Source organism: Shigella sp. FJ200513 (assembly GCF_040495915.1).
Taxonomy (GTDB): Bacteria; Pseudomonadota; Gammaproteobacteria; order Enterobacterales; family Enterobacteriaceae; genus ECMA0423.
Window position 1 is genome coordinate 1 of sequence record NZ_JBDYCV010000087.1, and the last position, 15,568, is coordinate 15,568.

The 15,568-nt window shown below is 51.2% G+C and carries 13 protein-coding genes and 1 tRNA gene; 7 read left to right on the top strand and 7 right to left on the bottom strand.

Annotated elements, in window-relative coordinates:
- Window positions 1–43: 43 nt before the first annotated feature.
- Both ABZJ92_RS16295 and ABZJ92_RS16300 read right to left on the bottom strand, forming a co-directional pair.
- Window positions 44–1,255, bottom strand: a complete 1,212-nt coding sequence (locus ABZJ92_RS16295) for a tyrosine-type recombinase/integrase (protein ID WP_001218324.1) — start codon at window positions 1,253–1,255, stop codon at window positions 44–46.
- Window positions 1,256–1,453: 198 nt separating this feature from the next.
- Window positions 1,454–1,538 (bottom strand) — tRNA-Leu (locus tag ABZJ92_RS16300).
- 195 nt (window positions 1,539–1,733) lie between these two features.
- Between ABZJ92_RS16300 and ahr the strand changes: the two genes are divergently transcribed.
- Both ahr and ABZJ92_RS16310 read left to right on the top strand, forming a co-directional pair.
- On the top strand, window positions 1,734–2,753 hold the full coding sequence (gene ahr / locus ABZJ92_RS16305) for an NADPH-dependent aldehyde reductase Ahr (protein ID WP_001299662.1): 1,020 nt from the start codon (window positions 1,734–1,736) through the stop codon (window positions 2,751–2,753).
- Window positions 2,754–2,881: 128 nt separating this feature from the next.
- The gene (locus ABZJ92_RS16310) at window positions 2,882–4,384 is read left to right on the top strand and encodes a helicase HerA-like C-terminal domain-containing protein (protein WP_005054065.1); all 1,503 of its coding nucleotides are present in this window, start codon (window positions 2,882–2,884) and stop codon (window positions 4,382–4,384) included.
- A 118-nt stretch (window positions 4,385–4,502) separates the two neighbouring features.
- Here the strand turns inward: ABZJ92_RS16310 and lptG are convergent, their stop codons facing one another.
- The 3 genes from lptG to ytgA all read right to left on the bottom strand — a co-directional run bounded on the left by lptG (window position 4,503) and on the right by ytgA (window position 6,798).
- Window positions 4,503–5,585, bottom strand: coding sequence for an LPS export ABC transporter permease LptG (lptG, locus tag ABZJ92_RS16315; RefSeq protein ID WP_005054063.1), 1,083 nt, complete (start codon window positions 5,583–5,585; stop codon window positions 4,503–4,505).
- Complete coding sequence (gene lptF, locus ABZJ92_RS16320; RefSeq protein ID WP_000584114.1) at window positions 5,585–6,685, bottom strand: LPS export ABC transporter permease LptF; 1,101 nt, start codon at window positions 6,683–6,685, stop codon at window positions 5,585–5,587. Before lptF ends, lptG begins: the two co-directional genes overlap by 1 nt.
- Window positions 6,686–6,747: 62 nt before the next feature.
- Window positions 6,748–6,798, bottom strand: coding sequence for a protein YtgA (ytgA, locus tag ABZJ92_RS16325; RefSeq protein WP_211180521.1), 51 nt, complete (start codon window positions 6,796–6,798; stop codon window positions 6,748–6,750).
- Between the two features lie 153 nt (window positions 6,799–6,951).
- Here ytgA and pepA point away from each other — a divergent pair, with 153 nt between their 5' ends.
- The 3 genes from pepA to valS all read left to right on the top strand — a co-directional run bounded on the left by pepA (window position 6,952) and on the right by valS (window position 11,895).
- Window positions 6,952–8,463, top strand: coding sequence for a leucyl aminopeptidase (gene pepA / locus ABZJ92_RS16330; RefSeq protein ID WP_000397161.1), 1,512 nt, complete (start codon window positions 6,952–6,954; stop codon window positions 8,461–8,463).
- A gap of 133 nt (window positions 8,464–8,596) precedes the next feature.
- Window positions 8,597–9,040 carry a DNA polymerase III subunit chi gene (holC, locus tag ABZJ92_RS16335; protein ID WP_005054057.1) on the top strand — a complete coding sequence of 148 codons (444 nt, stop codon included), beginning with the start codon at window positions 8,597–8,599 and terminating at the stop codon, window positions 9,038–9,040.
- Complete coding sequence (valS, locus tag ABZJ92_RS16340) at window positions 9,040–11,895, top strand: valine--tRNA ligase (RefSeq protein WP_025745408.1); 2,856 nt, start codon at window positions 9,040–9,042, stop codon at window positions 11,893–11,895. Before holC ends, valS begins: the two co-directional genes overlap by 1 nt.
- A gap of 53 nt (window positions 11,896–11,948) precedes the next feature.
- On the opposite strand, the gene ABZJ92_RS16345 is transcribed toward valS, so the two are convergent.
- Complete coding sequence (locus ABZJ92_RS16345) at window positions 11,949–13,145, bottom strand: YjgN family protein (RefSeq protein ID WP_000079652.1); 1,197 nt, start codon at window positions 13,143–13,145, stop codon at window positions 11,949–11,951.
- Between the two features lie 192 nt (window positions 13,146–13,337).
- Between ABZJ92_RS16345 and ABZJ92_RS16350 the strand changes: the two genes are divergently transcribed.
- On the top strand, window positions 13,338–13,841 hold the full coding sequence (locus ABZJ92_RS16350) for a GNAT family N-acetyltransferase (protein WP_001059407.1): 504 nt from the start codon (window positions 13,338–13,340) through the stop codon (window positions 13,839–13,841).
- Between the two features lie 45 nt (window positions 13,842–13,886).
- Here ABZJ92_RS16350 and rraB read toward each other — a convergent pair whose 3' ends face one another.
- Window positions 13,887–14,303, bottom strand: coding sequence for a ribonuclease E inhibitor RraB (gene rraB / locus ABZJ92_RS16355; RefSeq protein ID WP_000002953.1), 417 nt, complete (start codon window positions 14,301–14,303; stop codon window positions 13,887–13,889).
- A gap of 161 nt (window positions 14,304–14,464) precedes the next feature.
- Between rraB and argF the strand changes: the two genes are divergently transcribed.
- Window positions 14,465–15,478, top strand: coding sequence for an ornithine carbamoyltransferase (argF, locus tag ABZJ92_RS16360; protein ID WP_000012908.1), 1,014 nt, complete (start codon window positions 14,465–14,467; stop codon window positions 15,476–15,478).
- Window positions 15,479–15,568 lie beyond the last annotated feature (90 nt).

The window sequence follows — 15,568 nt, forward strand, 5'->3', positions numbered from 1 at the left end:
GGGTTACCCCCAAACGAATCGGAAAATCGATACTGGAAAAACTCTAACTCGGTGGCCAGTTTTTGTTGACCACTTCAAACATCAACCTACGCTCCCCAAGATGTTCCGCCTTATGGATGTAAGCTGCTCGCACAGAGCTACGCTCCTGGTGACTCATCTGCCGCTCTACCGCATCCCTCGACCATAATCCCGACTCAATCAACGAACTACAAGCCATCGTCCTGAAGCCATGCCCACAAACCTCGACCTTCGTGTCATACCCCATTACGCGCAAAGCCTTGTTCACCGTATTCTCACTCATCGGCTTACGTGGATCGTGATCGCCCACAAAAATCAGCTCTCGATTTCCGCTCATGCTTTTGATCTTTTCCAAAATACTTAGGGCCTGCCGCGACAAAGGTACAAGGTGTGGTGTCCGCATCTTCGAGCCACGCTGAGAATGCTTGACTCCTTCCAGTTGCTCACGCTCACCTGGGATTGTCCACATAGCCGTTTCAAAATCTATTTCTGACCAGCGGGCAAAACGCAGCTCGCTCGAACGGATGAAAACCAATAAAGTGAGTTCAACCGCCAGTCGAGTTAACGGTCTGCCAGAATAGTGATCTATGCGATGAAGTAATTCAGGTATACGGTTCAGTTCAAGAGCTGCACGGTGCTGTCTTTTCGCCGTAGCAACCGCACCTGCAATCTCTTGCGCGGGGTTGTAGTCGATTAAGCCGCTCTGAACGGCAAAGCGCATAATCGCGGTAGTACGCTGCTGTAAACGGGCGGCAACTTCGAGCCGCCCGGATGACTCGACTGCTTTAATGGGTACAAGAAGATCCCGCGTCTTCAGTTCCGCAATGTTCCGCTTACCGATAGCAGTAAAGAGATTATCCTCCAGACTTTTCAAAACACGAGCGCTATGCGATGCCGACCACTTCTGATTGCTGGCGTGCCAGTCTCTGGCGACTACTTCAAACGTTATCGCCTCTTGTTCCTGTTCTACCTTAACAGCTTTCTTGTTTTCACTGGGATCGACACCATTAGCTAAAAGCTTACGAGCCTCATCCCGGCGTGCCCTGGCATCCGCCAACGACACTTCGGGGTATTTCCCCAATGCCAGCATCTTCTCTTTGCCGCCAAAGCGATAACGTAGCCGCCAGTATTTGGAGCCGTTAGGGTGAACCAGCAAAACCATGCCTTCACCGTCGGTCAGCTTATAGGCTTTTGCTTCAGGCTTAGCCGAACGAACCTTCACATCACTCAGAGCCATGATGAGTATCCTTTCAAGGGTTCTGTGTGGGTACAAACATTATCGAACCGGGAAATACCCGCAGTTGTACCCGCATCAGTAAGTTGATGTAGATTGAATCAGGTTGACTTAGGTTGAGTGAAAAAGCGAGGAAAGCCTTGCGGATACTGGATTTTAGGCACAAAAAAAGACGTCCGTTGACGTCTATTGATGTTCCGATGGTGCCGAAGGCCGGACTCGAACCGGCACGTATTTCTACGGTTGATTTTGAATCAACTGCGTCTACCGATTTCGCCACTTCGGCACTGAAGAGGTATGCGGAAAACGTTGTGGATTATACCTGTCGCACGCCACCATGCAAGCGCCAGCTTGCACCCACCTCGCTAAGTGCTGAAATTTTCAGCATTACACTCAGCGATATGTAACCTTTGTCACACTCCAGGCACCCCGCCCTGCCATGCTCTACACTTCCCAAACAACACCAGAGAAGGCCCCAAAAATGTCGATGATAAAAAGCTATGCCGCAAAAGAAGCGGGCGGCGAACTGGAAGTTTATGAGTACGATCCCGGTGAGCTGAAGCCACAAGATGTTGAAGTGCAGGTGGATTACTGCGGGATTTGTCATTCCGATCTGTCGATGATCGATAACGAATGGGGATTTTCACAATATCCGCTGGTTGCCGGGCATGAGGTGATTGGGCGCGTAGTGGCACTCGGGAGCGCCGCGCAGGATAAAGGTTTGCAGGTCGGTCAGCGTGTCGGGATTGGCTGGACGGCGCGTAGCTGTGGTCACTGCGACGCCTGTATTAGCGGTAATCAGATCAACTGCGAGCAAGGTGCGGTGCCGACAATTATGAATCGCGGTGGCTTTGCCGAGAAGTTGCGTGCGGACTGGCAATGGGTGATTCCACTGCCAGAAAATATTGATATCGAGTCCGCCGGGCCGCTGTTGTGCGGCGGTATCACGGTCTTTAAACCACTGTTGATGCACCATATCACTGCTACCAGCCGCGTTGGGGTAATTGGTATTGGCGGGCTGGGGCATATCGCTATAAAACTTCTGCACGCAATGGGATGCGAGGTGACGGCCTTTAGTTCTAATCCGGCGAAAGAGCAGGAAGTACTGGCGATGGGTGCCGATAAAGTGGTGAATAGCCGCGATCCGCAGGCACTGAAAGCCCTGTCGGGGCAGTTTGATCTCATTATCAATACTGTGAACGTCAGCCTCGACTGGCAGCCTTATTTTGAGGCGCTGACCTATGGCGGTAATTTCCATACGGTCGGTGCGGTTCTCACGCCGCTGTCTGTTCCGGCCTTTACGTTAATTGCGGGCGACCGCAGCATCTCTGGTTCTGCTACCGGCACGCCTTATGAGCTGCGAAAGCTGATGCGCTTTGCCGCCCGCAGCAAGGTTGCGCCGACAACCGAACTGTTCCCGATGTCGAAAATTAACGACGCCATTCAGCATGTACGCGATGGTAAAGCGCGCTACCGAGTAGTCCTGAAAGCCGACTTCTGATCCCTTTGCCGGGTGCTGTCGCCCGGCACTTAAATCTCTTTGGAAGGCGTCTCGCAATCTGCTGAATTTAGCGGTGAAGAGTGCACAGCCGTTGCCTATACTCCAGGCAGGAAACTGGAGGAAATCTCATGAGCGAACCCCTGTTAATTGCCCGCACGCCGGACACAGAACTGTTTTTACTGCCGGGAATGGCTAACCGTCACGGGCTGATTACTGGCGCAACGGGGACGGGTAAAACCGTTACGCTGCAAAAACTGGCAGAGTCATTGTCGGAAATCGGCGTGCCGGTGTTTATGGCTGATGTGAAAGGCGATCTGACCGGTATCGCGCAGGCAGGAACGGCGTCGGAAAAACTGCTCACAAGGCTTAAAAATATCGGCGTCAATGACTGGCAACCGCATGCCAATCCGGTGGTGGTGTGGGATATCTTTGGCGAGAAAGGCCACACGGTGCGGGCGACGGTTTCGGATCTGGGGCCGCTGTTGCTGGCGCGACTGTTGAATCTCAACGATGTGCAATCTGGCGTGCTGAATATTATCTTCCGCATTGCGGACGATCAGGGATTGTTGCTGCTCGACTTTAAAGATTTGCGGGCGATTACCCAGTACATCGGCGATAACGCCAAATCCTTCCAGAATCAGTACGGAAATATCAGTAGCGCATCGGTTGGTGCCATCCAGCGCGGATTACTGTCGCTGGAACAGCAAGGCGCAGCACACTTCTTTGGTGAGCCGATGCTGGATATCAAAGACTGGATGCGCACCGATGCCAACGGTAAAGGCGTTATCAATATCCTCAGCGCCGAGAAACTTTATCAGATGCCGAAACTGTACGCCGCCAGCCTGCTGTGGATGCTTTCAGAGTTGTATGAACAATTGCCGGAAGCGGGCGATCTGGAGAAACCAAAACTGGTGTTTTTCTTCGACGAGGCACATCTGCTGTTTAACGATGCACCGCAGGTACTGCTGGATAAGATTGAGCAGGTGATAAGGCTTATTCGCTCAAAAGGCGTGGGCGTCTGGTTCGTTTCGCAAAACCCGTCTGATATTCCGGATAATGTGTTCGGCCAGCTCGGTAATCGTGTTCAGCACGCTTTGCGGGCTTTTACGCCAAAAGATCAGAAAGCAGTGAAGACAGCGGCGCAAACCATGCGGGCCAATCCGGCATTTGATACCGAAAAGGCAATCCAGGAACTGGGGACCGGCGAGGCGTTAATCTCGTTTCTCGATGCAAAAGGAAGTCCTTCTGTGGTGGAACGGGCGATGGTGATCGCACCTTGTTCGCGAATGGGGCCGGTGACGGAAGATGAGCGTAATGGCCTGATTAATCACTCCCCGGTGTATGGCAAATATGAAGATGAGGTGGACCGCGAGTCCGCCTATGAGATGCTGCAAAAAGGCTTTCAGGCCAGTACCGAGCAGCAAAATAATCCCCCCGTGAAAGGGAAAGAGGTGGCGGTGGATGACGGTATTCTTGGTGGATTGAAGGATATTTTGTTTGGCACTACCGGACCACGCGGCGGGAAGAAAGATGGTGTGGTGCAAACAATGGCGAAAAGCGCCGCTCGCCAGGTGACGAATCAGATTGTACGCGGGATGTTGGGGAGTTTGCTGGGGGGGAGAAAAAGATAAGTCAGACGTGATCTGTGCCCCTCACCCTAACCCTCTCCCCAAAGGGGCGAGGGGACCGTTCGAACTCGTATTTGACTTTGTCAACAATAATAAAGGGAGCTTTCGCTCCCTTGTTAGATTACGATTTTCTCATTAACAGCCACAGGCTGATTAAGAAGAAGCTGGCACTTGGCAACAGTGCGCCGATGATCGGCGGGATGCCGTAAACCAACGTCAGCGGGCCGAAGATCTGGTCCAGTACGTAGAAGACAAAACCGAAGCTGATACCTGTGACCACACGCACGCCCATCGGTACGCTACGCAGTGGGCCAAAGATAAACGACAGCGCCATCAGCATCATCACCGCCACGGATAGCGGCTGGAAGATTTTGCTCCACATGTTGAGCTGATAACGTCCGGCATCCTGACCGCTCGACTTCAGATACTTCACGTAGTTGTGCAAACCACTGATGGAGAGTGCATCCGGGTCCAGCGCCACCACGCCCAGTTTGTCTGGCGTGAGGTCGGTTTTCCAGGTGCCGCTCACCGTCTGCGAACCGGTAATCTGTTTCGGATTGGTCAGATCAGATTCATCAACCTGCGACAGACGCCAGACTTTATGTTCCGGGTCAAACTTCGCGGTAGCGGCATAACGTACGGATTGCAGACGACGATTCTCGTTAAAGGCATAAATACTGATGCCACCTAACACCTCGTCACCTTTAACCCGCTCAATGTAGACGAAGTTGTTGCCATCTTTCGCCCATAAACCTTGCTGGGTAGAGAGCAACGAGCCGCCGTACATCGCCTGCGCACGGTAGTTACGCGCCATCTGTTCGCCCTGCGGCGCGACCCATTCGCCAATCGCCATCGTCAGCAAGACCAGTGGAATGGCGGTTTTCATCACCGACAGCGCTACCTGCATACGGGTAAAACCAGAAGCCTGCATCACCACCAGTTCGCTGCGCTGCGCCAGCATCCCAAGACCAAGCAACGCCCCAAGAAGAGCCGCCATCGGGAAGAAGATCTGCACATCTTTCGGCACGCTCAGCAAGGTATACATTCCTGCGCCTAACGCGTCGTAACTCCCCTGCCCGGCTTTTTTCAGCTGATCGACAAATTTGATAATGCCCGACAGCGACACCAGCATGAACAGCGTCATCATGATGGTGGTGAAAATAGTTTTACCGATATAGCGGTCAAGTACGCCAAAAGGTTGCATCACACCGCTCCTTTACGCGAAAAACTGGCGCGCAGGCGGCGGACCGGCACGGTGTCCCAAAGGTTGAGAACAATCGCCAAAGCCAGATAAATCAGGTTAACGGTCCACATCCACAGTGTCGGGTCCAGCTTACCTTTACCGCCGTTCGATTTCAGGGAGGTCTGGATCAGGAAGAAAAGTAGATACAGCAGCATGGCTGGCAGCATCGACAGTACGCGTCCCTGACGCGGGTTAACCACGCTCAACGGTACAACCATAAGTGCCATCATAAACACGGTGAATACCAACGTGATACGCCAGTTCAGTTCTGCGCGAGCACGATCGGTGTCAGTGTTCCACAATGTGCGCATGTCCATCTGGTCGGTATCGTTCGGGTCGAGCGCCACCGCCTGGTGACCAATGATCGCCTGATAATCCTGGAAATCCGTAATGCGGAAATCACGTAACAGTGCAGTGCCTTCGAAGCGCGTTCCCTGGTTGAGAGTGACGACCTGGGAGCCGTCGCGCAGCTGGGTTAAATGTCCGGAATCGGCCACCACCACAGAAGGACGTGCATTACCTTTTGGTCGAATTTGTGCGAGGAACACATCTTTGAAATCGCTGCCGTCAACGCTTTCGATGAACAGCACCGAGCTGCCATTAGTCGCTTGCTGGAATTGCCCTTGCGCCAGCGCCGCCATGCCAGGGTTCGCTTTCGCTTCTGCTAACACTTCATCCTGATGACGCGATGACCACGGTCCCGCCCACATCACGTTAACCGCCGCGACGATTGCCGTGAATACCGCAAGGATCATTGCCGCTTTCACCAGAACCGCTTTGCTCAAGCCGCAGGCATGCATTACCGTAATTTCACTTTCGGTATACAGTTTGCCCAGCGTCATCAGCAGCCCGAGGAACAGGCTTAATGGCAGGATAAGCTGCGCCATTTCCGGCACGCCCAACCCGAGAAGGGAGAGCACCAGATTCGCCGGAATATCGCCGTCAACCGCTGCGCCGAGGATCCTCACTAACTTTTGACAGAAGAAGATCAAAAGCAAGATGAAGAGTATCGCCAGCTGGCTTTTGAGCGTCTCCCGCACCAGATATCTTATGATTATCACTTTAAATACGCCCGTAAAAACTCGTCTTTTGCAGGATTTTAGCTTGTTTCATGGCTTAAACGTCATTTATTCTCTTGAGTCGTCGAAATCGTCGCTAAGATAATTATACTCAACGGATTCACCTCTCAGATTTTGTTCTGACGTGCCAATGCCGTAATAACGTTAAGATTAACACGAAGTCATCGCAACAGCGGACATGAGTTACGAAAGCTTGCAATTCTATCTGTAGCCACCGCCGTTGTCTTTAAGATTCAGGAGCGTAGTGCATGGAGTTTAGTGTAAAAAGCGGTAGCCCGGAGAAACAGCGGAGTGCCTGCATCGTCGTGGGCGTCTTCGAACCACGTCGCCTTTCTCCGATTGCAGAACAGCTCGATAAAATCAGCGATGGGTACATCAGCGCCCTGCTACGCCGGGGCGAACTGGAAGGAAAACCGGGGCAGACATTGTTGCTGCACCATGTTCCGAATGTACTTTCCGAGCGAATTCTCCTTATTGGTTGCGGCAAAGAACGTGAGCTGGATGAGCGTCAGTACAAGCAGGTTATTCAGAAAACCATTAATACGCTGAATGATACTGGCTCGATGGAAGCGGTCTGCTTTCTGACTGAACTGCACGTTAAAGGCCGTAACAACTACTGGAAAGTGCGTCAGGCTGTCGAGACAGCAAAAGAGACGCTCTACAGTTTCGATCAGTTGAAAACGAATAAGAGCGAACCGCGTCGTCCGCTGCGTAAAATGGTGTTCAACGTGCCGACCCGCCGTGAACTGACCAGCGGTGAGCGCGCGATCCAGCACGGTCAGGCGATTGCCGCCGGGATAAAAGCAGCGAAAGATCTCGGTAATATGCCGCCGAATATCTGTAACGCCGCTTATCTCGCCTCTCAGGCGCGCCAGCTGGCTGACAGCTACAGCAAGAATGTCATCACCCGCGTTATCGGCGAACAGCAGATGAAAGAGCTGGGAATGCACTCTTATCTGGCGGTCGGTCAGGGTTCACAAAACGAATCGCTGATGTCGGTGATTGAGTACAAAGGCAACGCGTCGGAAGATGCACGCCCAATCGTGCTGGTGGGTAAAGGTTTAACCTTCGACTCCGGCGGTATCTCCATCAAGCCTTCAGAAGGCATGGATGAGATGAAGTACGATATGTGCGGCGCGGCGGCAGTTTACGGCGTGATGCGTATGGTCGCGGAGCTGCAACTGCCGATTAACGTTATTGGCGTGCTGGCAGGCTGTGAAAACATGCCTGGCGGGCGTGCCTATCGTCCGGGCGATGTGTTAACCACCATGTCCGGTCAAACCGTTGAAGTGCTGAACACCGATGCCGAAGGCCGCCTGGTACTGTGCGACGTGTTAACTTACGTTGAACGTTTTGAGCCGGAAGCAGTGATTGACGTGGCGACGCTGACCGGTGCCTGCGTGATCGCGCTGGGTCATCATATTACTGGTCTGATGACGAACCATAATCCGCTGGCCCATGAACTGATTGCCGCGTCTGAACAATCCGGTGACCGCGCATGGCGCTTACCGCTGGGTGACGAGTATCAGGAACAGCTGGAGTCCAATTTTGCCGATATGGCGAACATTGGCGGTCGTCCTGGTGGGGCGATTACCGCAGGTTGCTTCCTGTCACGCTTTACCCGTAAGTATAACTGGGCGCACCTGGATATTGCAGGAACCGCCTGGCGTTCTGGTAAAGCAAAAGGCGCAACCGGTCGTCCGGTAGCGTTGCTGGCACAGTTCCTGTTAAACCGCGCTGGGTTTAACGGCGAAGAGTAAGTTTGCGTTTTACCCTCACCCTAACCCTCTCCCTAAGGGAGAGGGAACCGATCGAGCGCAATAGAAATTCATTGCTCATCTTTCAGGGTGAGGAATGCAGCAATATTTAAATCCACCACAAGAAGCCCCATATATGAAAAACGCAACGTTCTACCTTCTGGACAATGACACCACCGTCGATGGCTTAAGCGCCGTTGAGCAACTGGTGTGTGAAATTGCCGCAGAACGTTGGCGCAGCGGTAAGCGCGTACTCATCGCCTGTGAAGATGAAAAGCAGGCTTACCGGCTGGATGAAGCCCTGTGGGCGCGTCCGGCAGAAAGCTTTGTTCCGCATAATTTAGCGGGAGAAGGACCGCGCGGCAGTGCGCCGGTGGAGATCGCCTGGCCGCAAAAACGCAGCAGCAGCCCGCGCGATATATTGATTAGTCTGCGAACAAGCTTTGCAGATTTTGCCACCGCTTTCACAGAAGTGGTAGACTTCGTTCCTTATGAAGATTCTCTGAAACAACTGGCGCGCGAACGCTATAAAGCCTACCGCGTGGCTGGTTTCAACCTGAATACGGCAACCTGGAAATAATGGAAAAGACATACAACCCACAAGATATCGAACAGCCGCTTTACGAGCACTGGGAAAAGCAGGGCTACTTTAAGCCTAATGGCGATGAAAGCCAGGAAAGTTTCTGCATCATGATCCCGCCGCCGAACGTCACCGGCAGTTTGCATATGGGTCACGCCTTCCAGCAAACCATCATGGATACCATGATCCGCTATCAGCGCATGCAGGGCAAAAACACCCTGTGGCAGGTCGGTACTGACCACGCCGGGATCGCTACCCAGATGGTCGTTGAGCGCAAGATTGCCGCAGAAGAAGGTAAAACCCGTCACGACTACGGCCGCGAAGCTTTCATCGACAAAATCTGGGAATGGAAAGCGGAATCTGGCGGCACCATTACCCGTCAGATGCGCCGTCTCGGCAACTCCGTCGACTGGGAGCGTGAACGCTTCACCATGGACGAAGGCCTGTCCAATGCGGTGAAAGAAGTTTTCGTTCGTCTGTATAAAGAAGACCTGATTTACCGTGGCAAGCGCCTGGTAAACTGGGACCCGAAACTGCGTACCGCTATTTCTGACCTGGAAGTGGAAAACCGCGAATCGAAAGGTTCGATGTGGCACATCCGCTATCCGCTGGCTGACGGCGCGAAAACCGCAGACGGTAAAGATTATCTGGTGGTTGCGACCACTCGCCCGGAAACCCTGCTGGGCGATACCGGTGTAGCTGTTAACCCGGAAGATCCGCGTTACAAAGATCTGATTGGCAAATATGTCATTCTGCCGCTGGTTAACCGTCGTATTCCGATCGTTGGCGACGAACACGCCGACATGGAAAAAGGCACCGGCTGCGTGAAGATCACACCGGCGCACGACTTTAACGACTATGAAGTCGGTAAACGTCACGCCCTGCCGATGATCAACATCCTGACCTTTGACGGTGATATCCGTGAAAGCGCCCAGGTGTTCGATACCAAAGGTAACGAATCTGACGTTTATTCCAGCGAGATCCCGGCAGAGTTCCAGAAACTCGAGCGTTTTGCTGCACGTAAAGCAGTCGTTGCTGCGGTTGATGCACTCGGCCTGCTGGAAGAAATTAAACCGCACGACCTGACCGTTCCTTACGGCGACCGTGGCGGCGTGGTTATCGAACCGATGCTGACCGACCAGTGGTACGTGCGTGCCGATGTACTGGCGAAACCGGCAGTTGAAGCGGTTGAGAACGGCGACATTCAGTTCGTACCGAAGCAGTACGAAAACATGTACTTCTCCTGGATGCGCGATATTCAGGACTGGTGTATCTCTCGTCAGCTGTGGTGGGGTCACCGTATCCCGGCATGGTATGACGAAGCGGGTAATGTTTATGTTGGCCGCAACGAAGAAGAAGTGCGCAAGGAAAATAACCTCGGTGCCAACGTTGCCCTGCGTCAGGACGAAGACGTTCTCGACACCTGGTTCTCTTCTGCACTGTGGACCTTCTCTACCCTTGGCTGGCCGGAAAATACCGACGCCCTGCGTCAGTTCCACCCAACCAGCGTGATGGTATCTGGTTTCGACATCATCTTCTTCTGGATTGCCCGCATGATCATGATGACCATGCACTTCATCAAAGATGAAAATGGCAAACCGCAGGTGCCGTTCCACACTGTTTACATGACCGGTCTGATTCGTGACGACGAAGGTCAGAAGATGTCCAAATCCAAGGGTAACGTTATTGACCCGCTGGATATGGTTGACGGTATTTCGCTGCCAGAACTGCTGGAAAAACGCACCGGCAATATGATGCAGCCGCAGCTGGCGGACAAAATCCGTAAGCGCACCGAGAAACAGTTCCCGAACGGCATTGAGCCGCACGGCACCGATGCCCTGCGCTTCACCCTGGCGGCGCTGGCGTCTACCGGTCGTGACATCAACTGGGATATGAAGCGTCTGGAAGGCTACCGTAACTTCTGTAACAAGCTGTGGAACGCCAGCCGCTTTGTGCTGATGAACACAGAAGGTCAGGATTGCGGCTTCAACGGCGGCGAAATGACGCTATCGCTGGCGGACCGCTGGATTCTGGCGGAGTTCAACCAGACTATCAAAGCGTACCGCGAAGCGCTGGACAGCTTCCGCTTCGATATCGCCGCAGGCATTTTGTATGAGTTCACCTGGAACCTGTTCTGCGACTGGTATCTGGAGCTGACCAAGCCGGTAATGAACGGTGGAACAGAAGCCGAACTGCGCGGTACTCGCCATACGCTGGTGACTGTACTGGAAGGTCTGCTGCGCCTCGCGCATCCGATCATTCCGTTCATCACCGAAACCATCTGGCAGCGTGTGAAAGTACTTTGCGGTATCACTGCCGACACCATCATGCTGCAGCCGTTCCCGCAGTATGATGCATCTCAGGTTGATGAAGCCGCACTGGCCGACACCGAGTGGCTGAAACAGGCGATCGTTGCTGTACGTAACATCCGTGCAGAAATGAACATCGCGCCGGGCAAACCGCTGGAGCTGCTGCTGCGTGGTTGCAGCGCGGATGCAGAACGTCGCGTAAATGAAAACCGTGGCTTCCTGCAAACGCTGGCGCGTCTGGAAAGCATCACCGTGCTGCCTGCCGATGACAAAGGTCCGGTTTCCGTTACCAAGATCATCGACGGCGCAGAGCTGCTGATCCCGATGGCTGGCCTCATCAACAAAGAAGATGAGCTGGCGCGCCTGGCGAAAGAAGTGGCGAAGATCGAAGGTGAAATCAGCCGCATCGAGAACAAGCTGGCAAATGAAGGCTTTGTCGCCCGCGCACCGGAAGCGGTTATCGCGAAAGAGCGTGAGAAGCTGGAAGGTTATGCAGAAGCGAAAGCCAAGCTGATTGAACAGCAGGCTGTTATCGCCGCACTGTAATCAACACAGTGATGAAAACGAAGGCCGGAGCATGCTCCGGCCTTTTTTATCTCTTACAGAAATGGTAAAGAAGGCATAACTCCCCGAGAAATACTGGCTAAGAAGCCTTTATCTGGTTGTTCTTCTTTATTGATTAAAGGAAGGTCATCCAAATCGCCCAGCAAATACGTATTTTTTGCCTGCCAGTCAATCATCCATATTTTCAGCAGTGGGTAAGCCAGACCACCCGTAATCCCGGATATCACCACCAACGCACACATGCGATAAAGCATACCGTGGTACGTTAAAGTTGAGCGAAAACGAATACGCCCATCATTCAGTGACAGGTTGCTCATAAAATGATTTCGCAACGACACCGTTAAATAACTGGTGCTAACAGCAATCCCAAAATAATAAATTAACTGCGCGATTATCATTTTACGTTGCATTTCCATAAATTGCTGTAAATTCTCAATATCATCATTTGCATACCCAGAACTATCATACTCATTTAATATTTGATCGAAGATAATATAACCAGCAACAGCGAGAAAAGGTAATAAAGCTAAAAATGCGAGGATGGCATATTTTATACAATACGCAGTATCTAATTTCACCTTGAAACGATGTATACCGAAACTGGTATTGCTCCAGAGAAAACTCATTACCAGGCTATATAAAGTACCATTAAAAATACCAATGGAAACAATACCAACTATTGCCATCAGAACCACAGATATAATAACACTACTTGAACTATTGGCATGTAGCATCTTTGTCGAGATAAAGAAAACAGTCCCCATCCCAATGGCCATTAAAATCGGCAAGAAAAAGGTTACCCACCAGAACCCTTTCAAAGAGCAATTAAAACTAAATCTTACGCCGTTGAGACTGGTCATTAAGGCCTGATAACGCAGTCCTTTTGCTGCCATAAATATAAGCAAAACCAACAGTAACAAAGTCAAAACACAGCCAACAAGCGGCATATCTGCTGACACTGTCATTAAGATTGCGAAATAGAAAAAAACAAAAACAAGACAACTAACAAAAACATTCCCACCGGTAATTCCATAAGAAAATCGTTGTCCGTTAACTTCCATATTAGCATAAAGATAACGCTTACATTTCATTAATGCCCATGGTAAATAGATACCTAGCGTTATAATCGTTAACAACACATTCACCACACAAATAAGAAAATATCTCTCACCTGTACCATGAAAAACAAAAGAATGGGACGGAACATCCATTTCATTAATAACTTGAGCCATAAAAATCCCCTGAATTAAAAAATCCATTGATATAATTTATAGATACAGACAGTAAAATGTTCTGCCACGTTACAATACTCTTATCAGTAATAGGCTGGCAAAAACTTTATTGCTTTATAAGACGCTTGCGCACGTAAGAAGAGAGTGGTATTAAACAAATGTATAATTACTTTATTTTTATTGGGTTAAACTATGAATAACATTGCGCCGCAATCACCTGTAATGCGTCGCCTGACGCTGCAGGATAATCCTGCTATCGCCAGCGTCATCCGTCAGGTTTACGCAGAGTATGGTCTTACCGCCGATAAAGGCTACACCGTTGCCGATCCGAATCTCGACGAACTGTATCAAGTGTACAGCCAGCCTGGCCATGCTTATTGGGTGGTTGAATACAATGGCGAAGTGGTCGGCGGCGGCGGGATTGCGCCATTAACAGGTAGTGAAGCGGACATTTGCGAACTGCAGAAAATGTACTTTCTTCCCGCTATTCGCGGTAAAGGGCTAGCGAAAAAACTGGCCTTAATGGCGATGGAGCAGGCACGAGAGATGGGCTTCAAACGCTGCTATCTGGAAACGACCGCTTTTTTAAAGGAAGCCATTGCGCTTTATGAGCATTTGGGCTTTGAGCATATCGACTATGCGCTTGGCTGCACGGGCCATGTCGATTGTGAAGTGCGGATGCTACGCGAACTCTAAAAAAATGCCCGCTAGTATGTGCTATCGGGCATTTTAATCAATTAATTAGTGGCGAACCCCGTCATCGTCTTCATCGACAAAATCTTCATCGTCGCCATCTTCGCCGTTAGGATCTTCAAAGTAAGTGCCCCAACCGTCGTACTCAACGTCAAATTTCTCCGCCAGCGTCATCAGTTGTTCAACCTGGGCATCGATCAGATCGGCATTCAACGCGCACTCGCTGAGGATGTCGCAGCAAATCACGATATCACCATCTTCAACTTCCAGCTCTTCTGGATCGGTCACTTCGTAACCGAGTTTAAACGCTTCAACTGCCGCTTTTTCCAGAGTTTCCAGATCGTCTGCGGAAAGATGGTGTTCGATGGTGTACAGCGCGTCCGGATCGCTGCCATCTTCCAGTAATTCTTCAATAATCAAACGTGTTTCTTCACGCTGTTCTTCCAGTTGTTCCGGGTTTGCCATGGCTCATTCCTCTTAATGTCCTGCCGATACTCTTATTGTCACACACCACTGACATTGCCTCCACCTTTGTGACAAAGATTTATGCTTTAGACTTGCAAATGAATAATAATACACATAAATTGAGTTTTAATTCATTGAGGCGTTAGCCACAGGAGGGATCTATGTCCGGGTTTTATCATAAGCATTTCCTGAAATTACTCGATTTCACGCCAGCTGAACTCAACAGCCTGCTGCAGTTAGCCGCGAAGCTGAAAGCTGATAAGAAAAGCGGTAAAGAAGAAGCCAAACTCACTGGTAAAAACATCGCGCTCATCTTCGAAAAAGACTCGACTCGTACCCGATGCTCTTTCGAAGTTGCCGCATATGACCAGGGGGCTCGCGTTACTTATCTTGGCCCAAGCGGTAGTCAGATTGGTCATAAAGAGTCGATTAAAGACACTGCCCGCGTGCTTGGTCGCATGTATGACGGTATTCAGTATCGCGGCTATGGTCAGGAGATTGTCGAAACACTGGCGGAATACGCTGGCGTGCCGGTATGGAACGGCCTGACCAATGAGTTTCACCCCACGCAGTTGCTGGCGGATCTCCTCACCATGCAGGAGCATTTACCCGGTAAAGCATTCAACGAAATGACGCTGGTCTATGCAGGTGACGCACGTAACAACATGGGCAATTCGATGCTCGAAGCTGCGGCGCTTACCGGTCTGGATTTGCGTCTGGTCGCGCCACAGGCATGCTGGCCAGAAGCTGCGCTGGTTACGGAATGCCGCGCCCTGGCACAACAAAATGGCGGGAATATTACGCTGACGGAAGATGTAGCTAAAGGAGTTGAAGGTGCTGACTTTATCTATACCGATGTATGGGTGTCGATGGGTGAAGCAAAAGAAAAATGGGCTGAACGCATTGCATTACTGCGTGATTATCAGGTGAACAGCAAGATGATGCAGTTGACCGGTAACCCGGAGGTCAAATTCCTCCATTGCCTGCCCGCGTTTCATGACGACCAAACGACGCTTGGCAAAAAAATGGCGGAAGAGTTTGGCCTACATGGCGGAATGGAAGTGACTGATGAGGTCTTCGAATCTGCCGCCAGCATTGTATTTGATCAGGCGGAAAACCGCATGCATACCATCAAAGCGGTGATGGTCGCGACGCTCAGTAAATTAAATAATTAATATCTCTATAAAGATGGGTAATGCTGCCAACTTACTGATTTAGTGTATGATGGTGATTTTAAGGTGCTTGCGTGGCTTCCATTTCCATCA

Coding starts and splice junctions, on each gene's coding strand:
- ABZJ92_RS16295 (WP_001218324.1), bottom strand. CDS start 1,255: ATGGCTCTGAGTGATGTGAAGGTTCGTTCGGCTAAGCCTGAAGCAAAA.
- ahr (WP_001299662.1), top strand. CDS start 1,734: ATGTCGATGATAAAAAGCTATGCCGCAAAAGAAGCGGGCGGCGAACTG.
- ABZJ92_RS16310 (WP_005054065.1), top strand. CDS start 2,882: ATGAGCGAACCCCTGTTAATTGCCCGCACGCCGGACACAGAACTGTTT.
- lptG (WP_005054063.1), bottom strand. CDS start 5,585: ATGCAACCTTTTGGCGTACTTGACCGCTATATCGGTAAAACTATTTTC.
- pepA (WP_000397161.1), top strand. CDS start 6,952: ATGGAGTTTAGTGTAAAAAGCGGTAGCCCGGAGAAACAGCGGAGTGCC.
- holC (WP_005054057.1), top strand. CDS start 8,597: ATGAAAAACGCAACGTTCTACCTTCTGGACAATGACACCACCGTCGAT.
- valS (WP_025745408.1), top strand. CDS start 9,040: ATGGAAAAGACATACAACCCACAAGATATCGAACAGCCGCTTTACGAG.
- ABZJ92_RS16345 (WP_000079652.1), bottom strand. CDS start 13,145: ATGGCTCAAGTTATTAATGAAATGGATGTTCCGTCCCATTCTTTTGTT.
- ABZJ92_RS16350 (WP_001059407.1), top strand. CDS start 13,338: ATGAATAACATTGCGCCGCAATCACCTGTAATGCGTCGCCTGACGCTG.
- rraB (WP_000002953.1), bottom strand. CDS start 14,303: ATGGCAAACCCGGAACAACTGGAAGAACAGCGTGAAGAAACACGTTTG.
- argF (WP_000012908.1), top strand. CDS start 14,465: ATGTCCGGGTTTTATCATAAGCATTTCCTGAAATTACTCGATTTCACG.